At 70.2% G+C, this 14,760-nt stretch carries 16 protein-coding genes; 8 read left to right on the forward strand and 8 right to left on the reverse strand.

Features of this window, described 5'->3' with window-relative positions; all coding sequences use genetic code 11:
• Positions 1-147 precede the first annotated feature (147 nt).
• Positions 148-1,179 (reverse strand): hypothetical protein, encoded by a 1,032-nt coding sequence (locus VIS07_15310; protein HEY8516876.1) that lies wholly within the window; start codon positions 1,177-1,179, stop codon positions 148-150.
• Between the two features lie 332 nt (positions 1,180-1,511).
• The gene (locus tag VIS07_15315; GenBank protein ID HEY8516877.1) at positions 1,512-2,786 is read right to left on the reverse strand and encodes a sigma-54 dependent transcriptional regulator; all 1,275 of its coding nucleotides are present in this window, start codon (positions 2,784-2,786) and stop codon (positions 1,512-1,514) included.
• Positions 2,787-3,079: 293 nt separating this feature from the next.
• Here VIS07_15315 and VIS07_15320 point away from each other — a divergent pair, with 293 nt between their 5' ends.
• On the forward strand, positions 3,080-3,754 hold the full coding sequence (locus VIS07_15320; protein ID HEY8516878.1) for a polyhydroxyalkanoate synthesis regulator DNA-binding domain-containing protein: 675 nt from the start codon (positions 3,080-3,082) through the stop codon (positions 3,752-3,754).
• A 28-nt stretch (positions 3,755-3,782) separates the two neighbouring features.
• Here VIS07_15320 and VIS07_15325 read toward each other — a convergent pair whose 3' ends face one another.
• Positions 3,783-4,619 (reverse strand): universal stress protein, encoded by an 837-nt coding sequence (locus VIS07_15325; protein ID HEY8516879.1) that lies wholly within the window; start codon positions 4,617-4,619, stop codon positions 3,783-3,785.
• A gap of 248 nt (positions 4,620-4,867) precedes the next feature.
• On the opposite strand from VIS07_15325, the gene VIS07_15330 reads away from it, so the two are divergent.
• The 7 genes from VIS07_15330 to VIS07_15360 all read left to right on the forward strand — a co-directional run bounded on the left by VIS07_15330 (position 4,868) and on the right by VIS07_15360 (position 9,753).
• Positions 4,868-5,110 carry a hypothetical protein gene (locus VIS07_15330; GenBank protein HEY8516880.1) on the forward strand — a complete coding sequence of 81 codons (243 nt, stop codon included), beginning with the start codon at positions 4,868-4,870 and terminating at the stop codon, positions 5,108-5,110.
• Positions 5,111-5,119: 9 nt separating this feature from the next.
• Positions 5,120-5,611: a transcriptional repressor gene (locus tag VIS07_15335; GenBank protein ID HEY8516881.1), complete on the forward strand. Its 492-nt coding sequence runs from the start codon at positions 5,120-5,122 to the stop codon at positions 5,609-5,611.
• A gap of 198 nt (positions 5,612-5,809) precedes the next feature.
• Positions 5,810-6,022, forward strand: a complete 213-nt coding sequence (locus tag VIS07_15340; GenBank protein HEY8516882.1) for a hypothetical protein — start codon at positions 5,810-5,812, stop codon at positions 6,020-6,022.
• 80 nt (positions 6,023-6,102) lie between these two features.
• Positions 6,103-7,506: a hypothetical protein gene (locus tag VIS07_15345; GenBank protein HEY8516883.1), complete on the forward strand. Its 1,404-nt coding sequence runs from the start codon at positions 6,103-6,105 to the stop codon at positions 7,504-7,506.
• Positions 7,507-7,564: 58 nt separating this feature from the next.
• Positions 7,565-8,119, forward strand: a complete 555-nt coding sequence (locus VIS07_15350; protein HEY8516884.1) for an FMN-binding protein — start codon at positions 7,565-7,567, stop codon at positions 8,117-8,119.
• 3 nt (positions 8,120-8,122) lie between these two features.
• A complete protein-coding gene (locus VIS07_15355; protein ID HEY8516885.1) occupies positions 8,123-8,680 on the forward strand; it encodes a hypothetical protein in 558 nt (185 codons plus the stop codon).
• Entirely contained in the window at positions 8,677-9,753 is a 1,077-nt protein-coding gene (locus VIS07_15360) for an FAD:protein FMN transferase (GenBank protein HEY8516886.1), read from the forward strand. The genes VIS07_15355 and VIS07_15360 overlap by 4 nt, the downstream gene beginning before the upstream one ends.
• Before the next feature lie 52 nt (positions 9,754-9,805).
• On the opposite strand, the gene VIS07_15365 is transcribed toward VIS07_15360, so the two are convergent.
• The 5 genes from VIS07_15365 to tmk are packed head-to-tail and all read right to left on the reverse strand — an operon-like array spanning position 9,806 to position 14,747.
• Entirely contained in the window at positions 9,806-10,624 is an 819-nt protein-coding gene (locus tag VIS07_15365) for a TatD family hydrolase (protein HEY8516887.1), read from the reverse strand.
• On the reverse strand, positions 10,621-12,213 hold the full coding sequence (gene metG, locus VIS07_15370; protein HEY8516888.1) for a methionine--tRNA ligase: 1,593 nt from the start codon (positions 12,211-12,213) through the stop codon (positions 10,621-10,623). The genes VIS07_15365 and metG overlap by 4 nt, the downstream gene beginning before the upstream one ends.
• A gap of 20 nt (positions 12,214-12,233) precedes the next feature.
• Entirely contained in the window at positions 12,234-13,103 is an 870-nt protein-coding gene (gene ricT / locus VIS07_15375; protein ID HEY8516889.1) for a regulatory iron-sulfur-containing complex subunit RicT, read from the reverse strand.
• Positions 13,104-13,125: 22 nt separating this feature from the next.
• Positions 13,126-14,124, reverse strand: a complete 999-nt coding sequence (gene holB / locus VIS07_15380; GenBank protein HEY8516890.1) for a DNA polymerase III subunit delta' — start codon at positions 14,122-14,124, stop codon at positions 13,126-13,128.
• A complete protein-coding gene (tmk, locus tag VIS07_15385; protein HEY8516891.1) occupies positions 14,121-14,747 on the reverse strand; it encodes a dTMP kinase in 627 nt (208 codons plus the stop codon). Before tmk ends, holB begins: the two co-directional genes overlap by 4 nt.
• Positions 14,748-14,760: the final 13 nt, after the last annotated feature.

The following is a 14,760-nucleotide window of genomic DNA, read 5'->3' on the forward strand; positions in this document are numbered from 1 at the left end:
CTGCGCGCAAGGTTGCATCCCGTGCGCCGGGAGGCGCGAGAGGGGTGAGCGACGCGGCGGCTCGGGAGAGGCGGGGCGGGTTTCGGAAACGAAAAAGGGCGCCCGGATTTCTCCGGGCGCCCTTCGTCTCTCGTCGTCTGTCGACGATCAGTCGAGCAGGGTCGACGGCGCGTCGACGAACGCACGCGACGCCGACGGCTCCTGGTACAGAACCTTGGTGCTCGAGCTCGCACCGAACGGACCGACCGCCTGGCCGATGATGCCGTACAGGTAGCTGGTCGGGGTGAAGCCCGCGACCGGCTCGAGGCGGATGATGCCCGACGTCGTCACGTTGATGTTCGCCGGGATCAGACCAGCCGGGCCACCCGGCTCGCTCGACACCGTGGTGAACTTGACGCAGCCCACGGTCTGGTCGGGCAGCGAGGTCGGGATCTCGTTGATGTCGTAGAAGGTCGTCGCGAAGCGGATCGCGGCGTTGCTCGGCTCGACCTGGCCGACCGGCTGCTCACGCAGGTGCGAGAGCACGACCACGCTCGCCTCGACCGAGGTCGGGTCGAAGGTCTGGATGTTGAACGAGTCGACGATGCCCGACTCCGGCAGCTCGACGCGGGTGCCGGTCACGTCGAGGCCGAGGCCGAACGCGTCGTTACCGAACGCGTAGCCGACGCTCGTGTCGGCGAAGGTGAACGTGCCGACGATCGCGTTGTCGATCAGCTGCGCGCCGGTGCTCGAGAAGTCACCGCAGACGTTGTTGGTCTCGTACGCGGTGACGGTGACGAGGCCGCGCTGACCGGTGAGGTTGATGACCGGGCCGAACTCGCTGTTGTCCGGGCCAATCGCACGAGCGTTGGTCGGATCGACCACGACCGTGTCGTTCAGCGTCAGACAGATCGAGAAGTTCGCCAGCTCGTTGCAGTTCGACGACCAGAACGTCCAGTGGGTCGTGATCTGCGGACCACCGGCGGGCGACGTGCCACCGATGTTGCTGACGATGAGGAAGGACTCCTTACCCTCCGTCGCGTCGAACGGCATCACCAGCTGCGCCGCCGGCTGGATGTGGGAAAAGTCCTCCTCGACCAGAGGAAGTATTTGCGCCGAACTCGTCCCGGCGGTCCCGAGGACGAACGCGCTCGCCATCGCCAGGGCGGCCAGAATTCTCCTCTCGCGCATCACCTTCATCAGCTCCTTTCTCCCCGCTCGCTGCAAAGCTCACGAGCCGCAGGAACGCTCACTCGTGCCTGCCTCGCTTCAAGTAGTCCCTGATTCAAGATCTCGCGACGCCATGCCGCGAGCTCCTCTCTGCGCAGGGAACGCCCCGTCATGCGGCCGACCGGCCGCAGAACCCCCAAAAAAAGACTCGCCACTCCTACCAACTCGCGCTGCGCATTACAACAACTCCGGGCTCAGCGCGGCCCCCACGGACCACGAGTCGTCCTCCCGTCCGTGTGGGCTCTAGAGAACGACGGACCGAGCCGTCGGAACCTTACGTCCGGACGTCCGGTCCGCGCCGCTCAGCGCATCTGGCTTGCGCGCTGCGGGACGGGAGCAGCCGCCGGCGCATAGGCCGCGCGCGCGACCGGCCGGCGCATGTCGAGCCAGCCGTCGCCGGGCCAGCGCATCGCCGGGACCGGGGCGGTGGCGTCGGGGCGCGGCAGCTCGGGGCCCACCTCCTCCGGGCGGGCGGGAGCGGGCGCCGCCCCGAGCGCCGTGACCGTGGCGTCCTTGCTCACGTACCAGCCGCGGCGCTTCAGCTTCTCGAGCAGCGTCGTGCGGTTGACCTGCAGGAGCCGGGCGGCCTCGCGCTTGCTACCGCGGGCGAGCTGCAGGGCGCGGTCGATCATCCGGCGCTCGAAGCTCTCGAGCTCGTGGTAGAAGTCGGTGCCCTCGGGACCGAAGTCCCAGGGGATCTGGGTGCCGGAGGACGCCGGGTGCTGCGGGCTCGCGAGCGGTGCGGGCTTCCTCTCCCCTTCGTCGAGGACGCGGCCCGAGCCGATCGGTGCGGGCAGGTCGCTCGGACGCAGCACGCCGGGCTCCTCGCTCAGAAGGACCGCGCGCTCGAGCACGTTGCGCAGCTCGCGGACGTTGCCCGGCCAGCCGTACGACATCAGGGCGTCCGCCGTTTCCGGCAGGAGCTCGGCCGGCTGCTGGCGGCAGCGCGCGGCCACCTGGTCGAGGAAGTGGCGGGCGATCACGGGGATGTCCTCGCGGCGCTCGCGCAGCGGCGGCAGGTGGATGCGCACGACGTCGAGCCGGTAGAGCAGGTCCTCGCGGAACGTTCCCTCGCGTGCCCCGGCGTGCAGGTCGCGGTGCGTGGCCGCGATCACGCGCACGTCGGCGTAGCGGGTCGCGGCGCTGCCGACCGGGTCGAACGTCCCGTCCTCGAGGACGCGCAGCAGCTTGACCTGGAAGCGCGGGCTCATCTCCCCGATCTCGTCGAGGAAGATCGTGCCGTGGTGGGCGAGCTGGAAGCGGCCGGTTCTCGACGCGATCGCCCCGGTGAAGGCGCCGCGGACGTGGCCGAAGAGCTCGCTCTCGAGGAGCTCCTCCGGGATCGCGCCACAGTGGACGGGGACGAAGCTGCGGCTCGCGCGGCTCGACACGTTGTGCAGAGCGCGAGCGACGAGCTCCTTTCCGGTGCCGCTCTCCCCCGTGATCAGCACCGGGACATCGGACGGGCCGACGCGCCGTACGATGTCGAACACCTTACGCATGCTCGGATGATCGCCGAACATCCCCATGAAGCCGGGAAGGGCTCGGGCACTGGTCGGTAGGGTCCCCTGGCGCATGACGCGATTCCTTTCCCCTGGCCGTGACTCCACCGGCACGGCGCGGCGGATGCGCCGCATAGCAAGTGCGAAGCCACGACGTGGTGCGTCGGCCGCGCGCCTCGGAAAGGGCGCGAAACTCTAGGGATTTCTCCTTGAAAGGCGGGGTGCGGAGGGCGCACCCGAGCGCCGCGGCCGGCTCCGGGCGGCACATTTTTGACGATTTCCCCGAAGGGCCGTTCAAAAATGGCAGTCGACGTGCCGCCCCGCCCGGCCCGCCGCGGGGCGTCCTCGTCGACGCCGGGAGGGCATCCTTGCCGACCCCGGAGACGGGTGCTACCGACCCACCCACCATGCCGCGGGTCGTCAAGCGATATGCGAACCGCAAGCTCTACGATACGACCACGAGTCGTTACGTCGCCCTCGACGACATTGCCGCGTTGATCCGGAGCGGCGAGGAAGTCGAAGTCACGGACAACGAGACGGGCGCCGACCTCACGGCCGTCACGCTTGCGCAGATCATTCTCGAGGAGGAGCGCCGCCACAAGAGCCTGGCGTCGCTTCCGCTGCTGCGCGAGCTGGTGCGCTACGGCGGCGACGCGATCGCCGGAGTGACCTCGCGCGGCATGGAGGCCCTCGGCGAGATGCGCGAGGCGGCCGAGCGTCGCGTCACGGAGCTCGTCAACGAGAGCCGCATCGACGAGGTCCTGACCACCTCGAAGCGCCGCATGGAGGAGCTGCAGCGGCGCATCGACCAGGGGATCAAGGGCTCGATCGAGAAGCTGCGCAGCTACCCGGGCATCGGGCTCGAGGTCGAGCGCCTCGAGAGCCGCGTGCGCGAGATCGAGAACCGGATCCGCAAGCTGCTCGCCCGCGAGAACGGCACGACCGTCGAGTCGAGCGGCGAGAAGCCGGCCGAGACGCCTGCCCAGGCGCCGGCTCCCGAGGCGTCTGCGACGCCGCCGTCGACCTCGGGCGAAGAGCAGTAGGCGCGGCGAGCGCCGCCGAGCCGCTCGGTCAGCGGTTCAGGAACACCGGGCAGGGCGCGTTGCGCAGCACGTACTCGGTCGTGCTGCCGAGCACGAGCTCGATGATCCGCCCGTGGCCGTGCGACCCCATGAAGACGAGGTCGTAGCCCTTCTCCTTGATCTCGGCCGGGATACGCTCGTAGGCGTGGCCGGTCACGACGCTGAAGCGCGCCTCGAGCGGATAGGACGCAAGGTAGCGCCGCGCCTGGTCGATGACCTTCTCGCCCTGCTCCTCGTCGCGGCACACCGTCAAGACCGACAGCGGCAGCTTGAGCTGGCTGCAGACCTCCGCCGCGACCTGCATCGCCGCGCTCGCGCGCTGGCTTCCATCGTACGCGAGCAGCGGCGAGGTGATCTCGCGGAACTCGAGCGGCGTCACGAGCACGGGCTTCGGGCACTGTCGCGTGACGCTCTCGGTGGTGCCGCCGAGCAGTCCGGTGGAGAAGCGTTGATTGACGCCGCGGTGTCCGATCACGACGAGATCCGCTTCGCGCGCCCGCTCGCAGATCTCGCTCGGCACGATGCCGATCTGCAGCGCGGTGTCGAAGCGCACGCCCTCGCGCGTGCAGGTCGCGCGGAACTCCTCGAGCAGCGCGTTGCCGCGCTCGTGCAGCGCCTCGCGCATCTTCGACGTGAAGTCGAGGTACGGCTCGAAGCCGAGTGAGCCCGAGATGTCGTGGAAGAACGAGCCCTCGATCGAGACGATGTCGACGACGTACAGACCCGTCACCGTCGCGTCGAGCCGTCGGGCGAACCAGGTGGCGTAGCTGAGCGCCGTTCGCGCGTGCTCCGAGCCGTCGATGCCGACGAGGATGTTCTTGATCATGCCAACCTGCCCTTCGGACGTCGGACGGAAACCTTTACAAGCCGGCGCGCGCGCGATACTAGCGCGGCCCGATGTCGACAGCCAGCGCCCGACGAAACGTGCGTAGCTCGCGAAGCGGACGCGGCGGCCGGCGCATGACGCGCCCGGGGGCGACGGCTTCGTCGCCGAAGCGTCCCAGCGCGCGCGCGGCGCGCCTCGCGGCGCTGATCGCGGAACTCGAGAACGCGGCCTGCGCGATCGGCATCCGCGTGCGGCGCGAGCGTCTGATGCGCGAGGTCGGGTATCACGCGCGCAGCGGGCTGTGTCGCGTCGACGGGCAGGAGGTGCTGTTCGTCGATCACGACCTGTCGCCCGACGACGAGATCGAGCTTTTGGCGTTGACGCTCGAGGGGCGGGACCTTTCGGGGGTCGACATCTCCCCGGAAGCCCGTCGCTTGCTCGCGCGCGCGCCGCGGGATGCCGTGGTTGACAAAGAACCACGGCGTCCGTAACGCTCGTTCATGCTGTCGCGCGCGGAGCGATTCGCCGCATTCCGCAAGGCGCTCAAAGAAAAGAATCTCAAGTCCACCGCGCAGCGCGACGACATCGCTCATGTCTTCTTCGGCGGCCACCGCCACATGAGCATCGACGACCTCTACCGTGAGGTCCGCAAGATCAACCCGCGCGTCGGCTACGCGACCGTCTACCGGACGATCAAGCTGCTGAAGGAGTGCGGGCTCGCCGACGAGCAGCACTTCGCCGACGGTCAGACCCGCTACGAGAACGCCGACGTCGGGGATCAGCACCACGACCACATCATCTGCGATCGCTGCGGGCGGATCGTGGAGTTCTCGGACGACCAGCTCGAGCGCCTGCAGGAGGACATCGCGACGCGCCTCGGGTTCGTGCTCGCCCGGCACCGCCTCGAGCTCTACGGGATCTGCCGCGAGTGCCGCGAGGGCGTGCGGCCGAGCGCCAGCGTCGATCGCGTCGCCACCACGTCGCGGCGCTGATTCGTCCCCGCCGCCTCAGCGGTCGGCTCGGACCGGCGTGCCGGTCGCCACGGGGGGTCGTGCGCCGCTCATCCCGATCCGGAGAACGCGCGGCGGAACCTACTCCGCGACGCGGCCACGACGCGCACCACCCGCGGTGCTTTTCGCCACGCCCACCTTGACATCAGGCATTGAAAATGATGTTCAATTTCGCCCCCGATGAGCGAGCCGTCACCATCTCGGGACGCCGGCCACGCCGAGCACGAGCGGCGCTGCGCCTGCGGTAGCCTGCTCGCGCGCCTGCGCGCGACGGGCGTCGAGCTCAAGTGTCGGCGCTGCAAGCGGGTCGTCGTGATTCCCTGGGCGACGTCCGCGAGCTGGCACGGCATCGACGTGGAGTGGGACGGCGCGGGAGCGAGCGGGGGAAGTTGATCTGAGTCGAGCCCAGCGGCCAGCGGCGCACGCCCAGAGCCCTTCGACAGAGTCCGGTTCTACCAGCAGAGGAGGGATGCATGGTGCGAAGGCTCGTCGCCGTGCTGGCGATCGTGGGCTGCGTGATTCCGTTCCCGACCCGGAGCTACGCGTCCAGTGAGCAGCGGATCCGCGAGCTCGAGCAGAAGCTTCTCGAGATGCAGAAGGAGCTCGAGGCGCTGAAGGCCGAGCAGGTCAAAGAGGTCGAGGAAGTCAAGGCGAAGCAGCAGGAGAGCGAGCGCAAGACCAACGTGCTCGCCGACGCGGTCGACAAGATCCGCACGCAGCTCACCATCCCGGAGGAGCTCGAGCTCAAGGGCGAGTACGGCATGGGCCCGGCGGCGTCGAAGATCTACCGCACGTCGCGCGGCCTCTCGATCGGCGGCTACGGCGAGGCCAAGTTCACCGGCTACGTGAGCGACAAGGGCCCGAACGACCGCAACCGCGCCGACCTCGAGCGCCTGGTCCTCTACACCGGCTACAAGTTCAACGACTGGATCGTGTTCAACTCGGAGATCGAGTTCGAGCACGCCAGCACGAACGCGAACGAGAGCTCGAGCGGCGGCTCGGTGGCGGTCGAGTTCGCCTACCTCGACTTCTTCCTGAAGGAGTACGCCAACGGGCGCGTCGGCCTCGTGCTCGTGCCGATGGGCTTCATCAACGAGTGGCACGAGCCGGTGTTCTACTACTCGGTGAACCGCCCCGAGGTGGAGCGTCAGATCATCCCGTCGACCTGGCGTGAGCTCGGCTTCGGCCTGTTCGGCGAGATCATCCCCGGGCTCAACTACCGCGCGTACCTGATCAACGGCTTCAACGCGAAGGGCATCCGTCCGCAGGGCTTCCGCGACGCCCGACAGAACGGCAACCGCGTGCTGTACGAGGACGTCGCCTTCACCGGTCGGCTCGACTACAACCCGATCCCGAGCCTGCTGCTCGGCGCGTCGGTGTACACCGGCAACTCCGGTCAGGATCAGGTCGTCGACGACGTCCGCATCCCGAAGACCAGCACGACCATCTGGGAGGTCCACGGCCAGTACCGTGCGTACGGCCTGCAGGCGCGCGCGCTGTTCACCATGGCGAACCTCGGCGACGCGCGCTCGCTGACCCTCGCGCTGCGCGAGATCGGCGAGATCTCCGAGAACGCGACCATCGCGGGCCGCATGATCGGCACCTACTTCGAGCTCGGCTACGACGTCATGCAGTGGATCCTGCCGGACTCGGAGATGGCCCTCGCGCCGTTCGCCCGTTTCTCGTACCTGAACACCCAGGATGAGACTCCCCCGGGCCTCGGCAAGAACAACAACCTGCAGCAGCGCATCTGGGAGGTCGGCATCGACTACTGGCCGATCCAGAACGTCGTCTTCAAGCTCGACTACCGCACGTTCAACGTCGTCTCGGGCACGAAGCCGGACGAGATCAACCTCGGATTTGGCTTCGTGTTCTAGCTCGGCGTGGGGGCGCGGTTCTCGCGCCCCCGTTCGTTTCCGCTCGGCGGCGCTCTGCGTGCGCGCCGGGCTTCGCACCATCCTTGGCTTCGTCGCGACGGTCGCGCTCGTGCTCGCGGGCGCGACCGTCGCGTCTGCGAAGGTTCACTACGCGCGCAACGAAGCCCTGCAGCTCGCCTTCCCCGGCGCGGATCGCGTCGAGAGCAAGAACTTCTTCCTCACCGACGAAGAGCAGGCGCGCGTCGAGGAGCTCGCCAAGGCGCCGCTCGAGTCGCAGCTCGTCACGGTGCACGTCGGCGAGAAGGACGGCGCGCCGATGGGCTACGCGTTCATCGACACCCACATCGTGCGGACGCTGCCCGAGACGCTGCTGATCGTCGTCGCGCCGGACGGCTCGGTGGCGAAGCTTCTCCTGCTCGCCTTCTACGAGCCGCCGGACTTCGAGCCCTCCGAGCGCTGGCTCGAGCAGTTCCCGAACCGCAAGCTCGACCCGGCGATGCGCGTCGACCGCGACATCCACGGCATCGCCGGCGCGACGCTCACCTCGCACGCCGTCACGTCCGCGGTGCGCCGCGCGCTCGCGCTCCACCAGGTCTTGATCGAGAAGAAGTAGCCCATGCGCTTCGTGATCACGGGAGAGTGGAGCCGCAATCGCCTCCTGCAGGCGATCATCCTGATGTTCGTGCTCTACGTCGTGGTCCTCTGGCTCACGAACGCGGCGCTCTTCTTCAACAAGATGGGGCTCAGCTACCAGTCGGTGGTCGACTACTACCTCGGCTCCGAGGAGCGCTTCCTGCAGCCGCGCAGCTACCAGGGCATGCTCGAGGTCTCGCACTTCCACTTCTTCGCGATGGGACTTCTGCTCTTGACGCTGACGCACCTGATGCTGTTCGTGCCGCTGCGCCCCGACCTGAAGCCGTGGTTCATCGTCGTCCCGTTCGGCGCGGCGCTGCTCGACGAGGGCTCCGGCTGGCTGGTGCGTTTCGTGAGCCCGTGGTTCGCGTACCTGAAGATCGCGAGCTTCCTCGCGCTCGAGACGAGCCTCGCGGTGCTCGTCGTGGCGTGCGTGTGGGCGGTGTTCGCGGGCTCGTCGGCGGCCTACCGCGGCGACGCCGAGGACGACGAGGACGAGGAGGAAGAGGAAGAAGAGGAGTCGGAGCGCGCCGGGCTGTGAGCGTCGCCCGCGTCGCCACGGCCGCTCTCTGGCTGCTGCTCGTCCCGGGCGCGTCGGCGCTCGCCTCGGCGCGCGAGCCCGTCGTCGTCAGCGACTGCGTGCGCGACGGTCGCTACGTCATGGGCACGATCCTGCAGGTCGAGCTGTGCACGACCGACGACCGCGGCCCGCTCGACGCAGCCGACGTGTGGGCGATCGCCGAGCGCCTCGACGCTCTCCTCACCACCTGGCGTGCCGACGCGCCGACGAGCCGCTTCAACGCGCACGCCGGCTCGGGCCTGCAGCCGCTGCCGCCCGAGGTGATCGAGGTCCTGGCGCTGTCGCGCGAGTACTCGGTGCTCACGCGCGGCACGTTCGACGTCACCGTCGGGCCGCTCGTCACGCTGTGGCGTGACGCCGGACGCCGTGGCGAGCTGCCGGCGGCAGACGCGCTCGCCGCGGCGCGCGCGCGCGTCGGCAGCGAGCACATCGTGCTCGCGCAAGGCGGCAGCGCTGCGGCGCTCGACGCTCCCGGCACCAGCGTCGACTTCGGCGGCATCGGCAAGGGGTACGCGCTCGATCGCATCGCGGGCGCGCTGCGCGCGCGGGGCGGGACGAGCGCGCTGCTCGACTTCGGCCGCAGCAGCATCCAGGCGATCGGCGCGCCGCCCGACGCGGACGGCTGGCGGCTCCTGCTCGCGCACCCCGCCGGCGCGTCGCTCGGGGTCGTGACGCTGCGCGATCGTGCGCTGTCGGTCTCGGGCAGCTTCGGCCAGACGAGCGAGATCGCGGGGCGTCGCTTCGGGCACGTGCTCGACCCGCGCACCGGCTGGCCGATGGAGCGCGACCTGGTCGCCGCGGTCGTCGCGCCGACGGGAGCTGCGGCGGAGGCGCTCAGCAAGGCGCTCTTGCTGCTCGGCGAGCGCGACGGCATCGCGCTGCTCGAAGGGCTCGACGGCATCGAGGGACTGCTCGCGACCGCGGACGGTCACACCTGGACGACGCGCGGCTGGGACGCGACCGTCGCGTTCGAGGCGATGCCGACGCTCGAAGCCGCGCAAGCGCTCGAGGCGTCGCGCGCGCCCGCGTCGTAGGAGCCGCTTCCGCGCCGCCGCGTTCGGCGCCGTAGCGGTCAGCGCGCCGTCGTCAGTGCGTCGCGGGGAGCCCGAAGATCGCGGTGGCGTTGTGCGTCACGGCCGCGCAGAGCTCCGCGAGGTCGTCGCCGCGCACCTCGGCGAGCCGCGCTGCGGTCTCGACCACGAACGACGGCTCGCAGCGCTTGCCGCGCAGCGGCACCGGCGCGAGGTACGGCGCGTCGGTCTCGACCAGCAGCCGGTCGCGCGGGATGACGCGCGCCACCTCGCGCAGCGCGTTCGCGTTGCGGAAGGTGACGATGCCGCTGAACGAGATCGAGAAGCCGAGCTCGAGCATTGCCTGCGCTTCCTGCAGGTTGCCGGTGAAGCAGTGCACCACGCCGCGCAGCCGCGGCGGGCGGTCCTCGTCGAGCACGCGGAAGAGATCGGCGTAGGCGTCGCGGCAGTGGATCACGAGCGGCTTGCCGACCTCGGCCGCGATCAGCACGTGCGCGCGCAGCGACGCGACCTGCGCTTCGCGCGGCGAGTTGTCGTAGTGGTAGTCGAGCCCGGTCTCGCCGACCGCCGCGACCAGCGGATCGCGCGCGAGCCGGGCGACCTCCTCGAGCGCGCGCCGGTCCGCGTCCTTGGCGTCGTGCGGGTGGATGCCGACCACCGCGCGCATCCGGTCGGGATGGCGGCGGACGAGCTCGAGCGCGGCCTGGTTCGACGCCGAACCGCCGCCAGCGCCGACGATCACCGCGCCTGCGACGCCGACGTCGAGCGCGCGCTGCCAGACGGCGTCGCGGTCGGCGTCGAACGCCTCGTCGGCGAGGTGGCAGTGCGAGTCGACCACCCGGACGCCGGGTGGCAGCGGATGCGGCGCGCTCAAGAGCGAGGCTGCTTCTTGCCGCCCTTGGCGGCGTTCCCGACGCTCCCGCCGCGCTTGCCCTCGCCATCGGTCTCGATGCGCGGGAAGAGCGCGACCGGCTCGCCGACGCGGTGACCCGGCGGGAACGCCGCGCCCCAGGCGAGGTGCAGATCGCCGAAGCGGGTTTCGTCGAGTCCCAGCGCGACGCGCAGACGCTCCGCGGTGTCGGGCATGAACGGCGCGATGAGCTGCGCGGTCACCCGCAGCGCCTCGAGGCAGTTGTGCAGGATCGCGCCGACGCGCGGCATCTGCGCCGGATCCTTCGCGAGCGTGAACGGCGCCGTGGCGACGATGTACTTGTTCGCCGCGTCGAGCGCGCGCCAGAGCGCTTCGAGCCCGCGGTGGAAGGCGAGGGCGCGCACGTGCGCGTCGAGCTCGCGGCTCTCGCGCGCGTAGGCCTCCGCGAGCTCGCGGTCCGCGTCGTCGCTCGGCTCGAGCGGCTGCACCTCGCCCGCGAAGTAGCGCTTCATCATCGCGAGCGTCCGGCTCGCGAGGTTGCCGAGCCCGTTCGCGAGATCCGCGTTGATGCGCGTGATCAGCGCCGCTTCGGTGAAGTCGGCGTCGCTGCCGAAGGGCGCCTCGCGCAGCAGGAAGTAGCGCACGGCGTCCATGCCGTACTTGTCGCGCAGCACGAGCGGCTCGATCACGTTGCCGAGCGACTTCGACATCTTCTGCCCGCCGCTCGTCCAGTAGCCGTGCACGTTCAGGTGCTGGTAGAGCGGGTAGCCCGCCGCGAGCAGCATCGTCGGCCAGAAGATCGCGTGCGGCTTCAGGATGTCCTTGGCGACGAAGTGGTTCGCGTACGGCCAGAGCCGCTCGCGCAGCCCGCGCGCTTCGAGGCCGCTCACGTAGTTCAGCAGCGCGTCGAACCAAACGTAGGTGACGTAGTTCGAGTCGAAGGGCATCTCGATGCCCCACGTGAGCCGCGCCTTCGGACGCGAGATGCAGAGGTCGCCGATCGGCTCGCGCAGCATCGCCAGCGCTTCCGAGCGATAGCCCTCGGGACGGATGAAGTCCGGGTTCTGCTCGATGTGGCGGCGCACCGCGTCCTGGTACTTCTCCATGCGGAAGAAGTAGTTCGGCTCCTCGATCTCGACCGGCTTGGTGAGGTGCTGCGGACAGAGCCCGTCGACGAGCTCCTTCTCGGTGTACAGCCGCTCGCAGCCGACGCAGTACAGACCCGAGTACGAGCCGAAGTAGATGTCGCCCGCGTCGTAGATCCGCGCCAGCACGTCCTGCACGAAGCGCACGTGGTGCGGATCGGACGTCCGCATGAAGTGGTCGTAGCGGATCCCGATCGAGTCCCAGACGGCGCGGAACTTCGCGCTCACGTCGTCGACGAACTCCTTCGGCGTGCGCCCGACGGCCTGCGCGGCCTGCGCGATCTTCTCGCCGTGCTCATCCGTGCCGGTGAGCAGGAAGGTCTCGACGCCGCGCTGCCGGTGGAAGCGCGCGAACGCGTCGCAGACGACGTTCGTGTACGTCGAGCCGAGGTGAGGCTCGGCGTTGGCGTAGTAGAGAGGCGTGGTGATGTAGATCCGCTCGCTCATGTTCTCGCGCTGGCGCTGGCTCAGGACGTCGCGTCCGGACGCCGCTCGACCAGGTCCTCGAGGGAGCACTCGACGACCAGCCCGTCTTCGTCGCGGCGCACGAGCACGCGCTGCTTGAGCGTCAAGTGCTTGATGACCTCACCGTCGCCCTTGACGCTCTGCACGCGTTTCCCGACCCGTGGAAGCTCGCGGCGCAAGGCGAGGTACGTGTCGTACTCGTAGCGCAGGCAGCACTTGAGCCGCCCGCACATCCCGGCGAGCTTCGACGGGTTCAGCGACAGGTCCTGCTCCTTCGCCATCTTGACGGACACCGCCGCGAACTCGCGCAGCCAGGACGCGCAGCACAGCTCCCGCCCGCACGGTCCGACGCCGCCGACGAGCCGCGTCTCGTCGCGCGCGCCGATCTGGCGCATCTCGATGCGCGTGTGCAGCGCCTGCGCGAGGTCGCGCACCAGGCCGCGGAAGTCGATGCGCGTCTCGGACATGAAGTAGAAGACCGCCTTGCCGCCGTCGAAGCGGTAGTCGACGCGGATCAGCTTGACGTCGAGCTTGTGGCGCGCGGCGAGCGACACGAAGACGTTGCGCGCGCGCTGCTCCTGCGCACGATTGTGCTCGGCGCGGCTCAAATCGCGGGCGTCGGCGCGACGCAGCACGCGCGGCAGCGTCACCCCCTCCTCGGACTCCCAGCGCGGGCGCGGGCCGGCGATCACCTCGCCGAGCTCGGGGCCGCGCTCGGTCTGCACGATCACCAGGTCGTGGCGCTGGAGCGGCAGCGTGCCGGCGTCGAAGGCGCGCGCGCGCCCCGCGACCCGGAAGCGGACGTCGACGACCGCCGGAGCGGGCGCCGCGGCGGCCGCTGCTTCGGGCTCGTGCGGGATCTCGGTGCTCATCGATTGCGCCTTCGTCGCGCCTTCAGGCTCGGCCGCGCTCGCCGAGCTGGAGCAGCAGCTTGTCCCAGGCGAGATGGGCGTTGGCGTTCCGCTCCAGGTCGCGGACGGTAGCATAGGCCAGGGCGAGCTGCTCCCGCGCGCGTCGCACGGGTGCGAGGCGCTCGAAAGCGTCTTCGCCGCCCTTGGTCGACGCCTCCGAGGCCGCCGCCACCATGCGCGCGCGGAAGAGCTCGAGCAGCGTTGCCGTCGTGAGCCCCTGCAGCGCGCGGTTGCGCTCGCCGCGCGGCGACAGCTCGGCGGCGAGGTCGAGGCGGTCGGGGATCGACAGGCGGCTCGCCCGCTCGAGCCGCGCCCGCAGCTCCTCGGCGCGCGCCCAGCCTTCGCTGCTCGCGAGCTCGCGTGCGCGGTCGAGGCTGCCGCCGGCGAGCGCGGCGGCGCGGCCCGCGACGGCGGGCTCGATCCCCGAGCGCTCGAGCAGCGTCGCCACGAGCTCGTCCGCGAGCGGCGCGAACAGTAGCCTCTGGCAGCGCGAGCGGATGGTCGGCAGCAGCGCGTCGAGGTTGGTCGAGATCAGGATCAGCGTCGCCTGGCCGCGCGGCTCCTCGAGCGTCTTGAGCAGCGCGTTCTGCGCGTCCTGCGTGAGACGCTCGGCCTGGTCGATGATGCCGAGCTTGCGCGTGCCCCGCACCGGACGGAGCCCGAGCGCGGCGCTGACGCGTCGCACCTGCTCGATCGACACGAAGCTCGCGCTCGCGCGCTCGGCCTGCGCGGACGCGAGGTCCTCGAGCACCACGTCGGGATGGGTGCCGGCCGCGACCAGGTGGCACTCGACGCACTTCCCGCAGCCCTCGCCGGGCGCCTCGCTGCACAGCACGGCCTGCGCGAGCGCGAACGCGGTCGCGCGCTTCCCGACCCCCGCCGGTCCCGCGAACACGAACGCGTGCGCGAGGCGGTTCGCCGCGAGCGCCCGGCGCAGGAGGCCGATCGCGCGCTCCTGGCCCTGGATCTCGTCGAGCGTCACGCCGCAGCCGCGAGCCGCGCTCGCGCCAGCTCGGCCATCCGCTGCGCGAGCTCTGCGATGTCGAGACGCGCGTCGAGCAGCACGACGCGCTCGGGCTCGGCGGCGGCGATGGCGAGGAAGCCCTCGCGGACGCGGCGGTGGAACTCGAGCGTCTCGCGCTCGAGGCGATCGGCGGGTCCGACCGATCGTGCCCGCGCGAGCCCCTCTTCGGGTGGCAGATCGAGGAAGAAGGTGAGCGCCGGCGACACGCCGCCGCGCGCGAACGCGTCGAGCCGACGCACGGTCTCGAGCGGGATGCCGCGACCGTAGCTCTGGTAGGCGATGGTCGAGTCCGAGAAGCGGTCGGCGATCACCAGCGCGCCACGCTCGAGCGCGGGCTGGATCAGCCGCCGGACGTGCTCGGCGCGGTCGGCGAGGTAGAGCAGGAGCTCGGTCTCGGGCGTCGGTCCCGGCGAGTCGTCCTCGAGCAGCATGCGGCGCAGCGCGCGTCCGAGCTCCGTGCCGCCGGGCTCGCGCGTCACCACGACCTCGTGCCCGTCGCGGCGCAGCGCATCCGCCAGACGCGTGGCCTGGGTGCTCTTGCCGGCGCCTTCGACGCCATCGATCGTGATGAGGACCGACATTCGTTCGGGATGT

Source organism: Candidatus Binatia bacterium (assembly GCA_036563615.1).
In the GTDB taxonomy this organism is placed as follows: Bacteria; Desulfobacterota; Binatia; order UBA12015; family UBA12015; genus DATCMB01.

Bases quoted from the DNA above. Each gene is read 5' to 3' on its own strand.
- VIS07_15340 (HEY8516882.1), top strand. From the start codon at position 5,810: ATGAGCGAGCCGTCACCATCTCGGGACGCCGGCCACGCCGAGCACGAG.
- VIS07_15325 (HEY8516879.1), bottom strand. From the start codon at position 4,619: ATGATCAAGAACATCCTCGTCGGCATCGACGGCTCGGAGCACGCGCGA.
- VIS07_15355 (HEY8516885.1), top strand. From the start codon at position 8,123: ATGCGCTTCGTGATCACGGGAGAGTGGAGCCGCAATCGCCTCCTGCAG.
- tmk (HEY8516891.1), bottom strand. From the start codon at position 14,747: ATGTCGGTCCTCATCACGATCGATGGCGTCGAAGGCGCCGGCAAGAGC.
- VIS07_15310 (HEY8516876.1), bottom strand. From the start codon at position 1,179: ATGAAGGTGATGCGCGAGAGGAGAATTCTGGCCGCCCTGGCGATGGCG.
- metG (HEY8516888.1), bottom strand. From the start codon at position 12,213: ATGAGCGAGCGGATCTACATCACCACGCCTCTCTACTACGCCAACGCC.
- VIS07_15345 (HEY8516883.1), top strand. From the start codon at position 6,103: ATGGTGCGAAGGCTCGTCGCCGTGCTGGCGATCGTGGGCTGCGTGATT.
- VIS07_15335 (HEY8516881.1), top strand. From the start codon at position 5,120: ATGCTGTCGCGCGCGGAGCGATTCGCCGCATTCCGCAAGGCGCTCAAA.
- ricT (HEY8516889.1), bottom strand. From the start codon at position 13,103: ATGAGCACCGAGATCCCGCACGAGCCCGAAGCAGCGGCCGCCGCGGCG.
- VIS07_15315 (HEY8516877.1), bottom strand. From the start codon at position 2,786: ATGCGCCAGGGGACCCTACCGACCAGTGCCCGAGCCCTTCCCGGCTTC.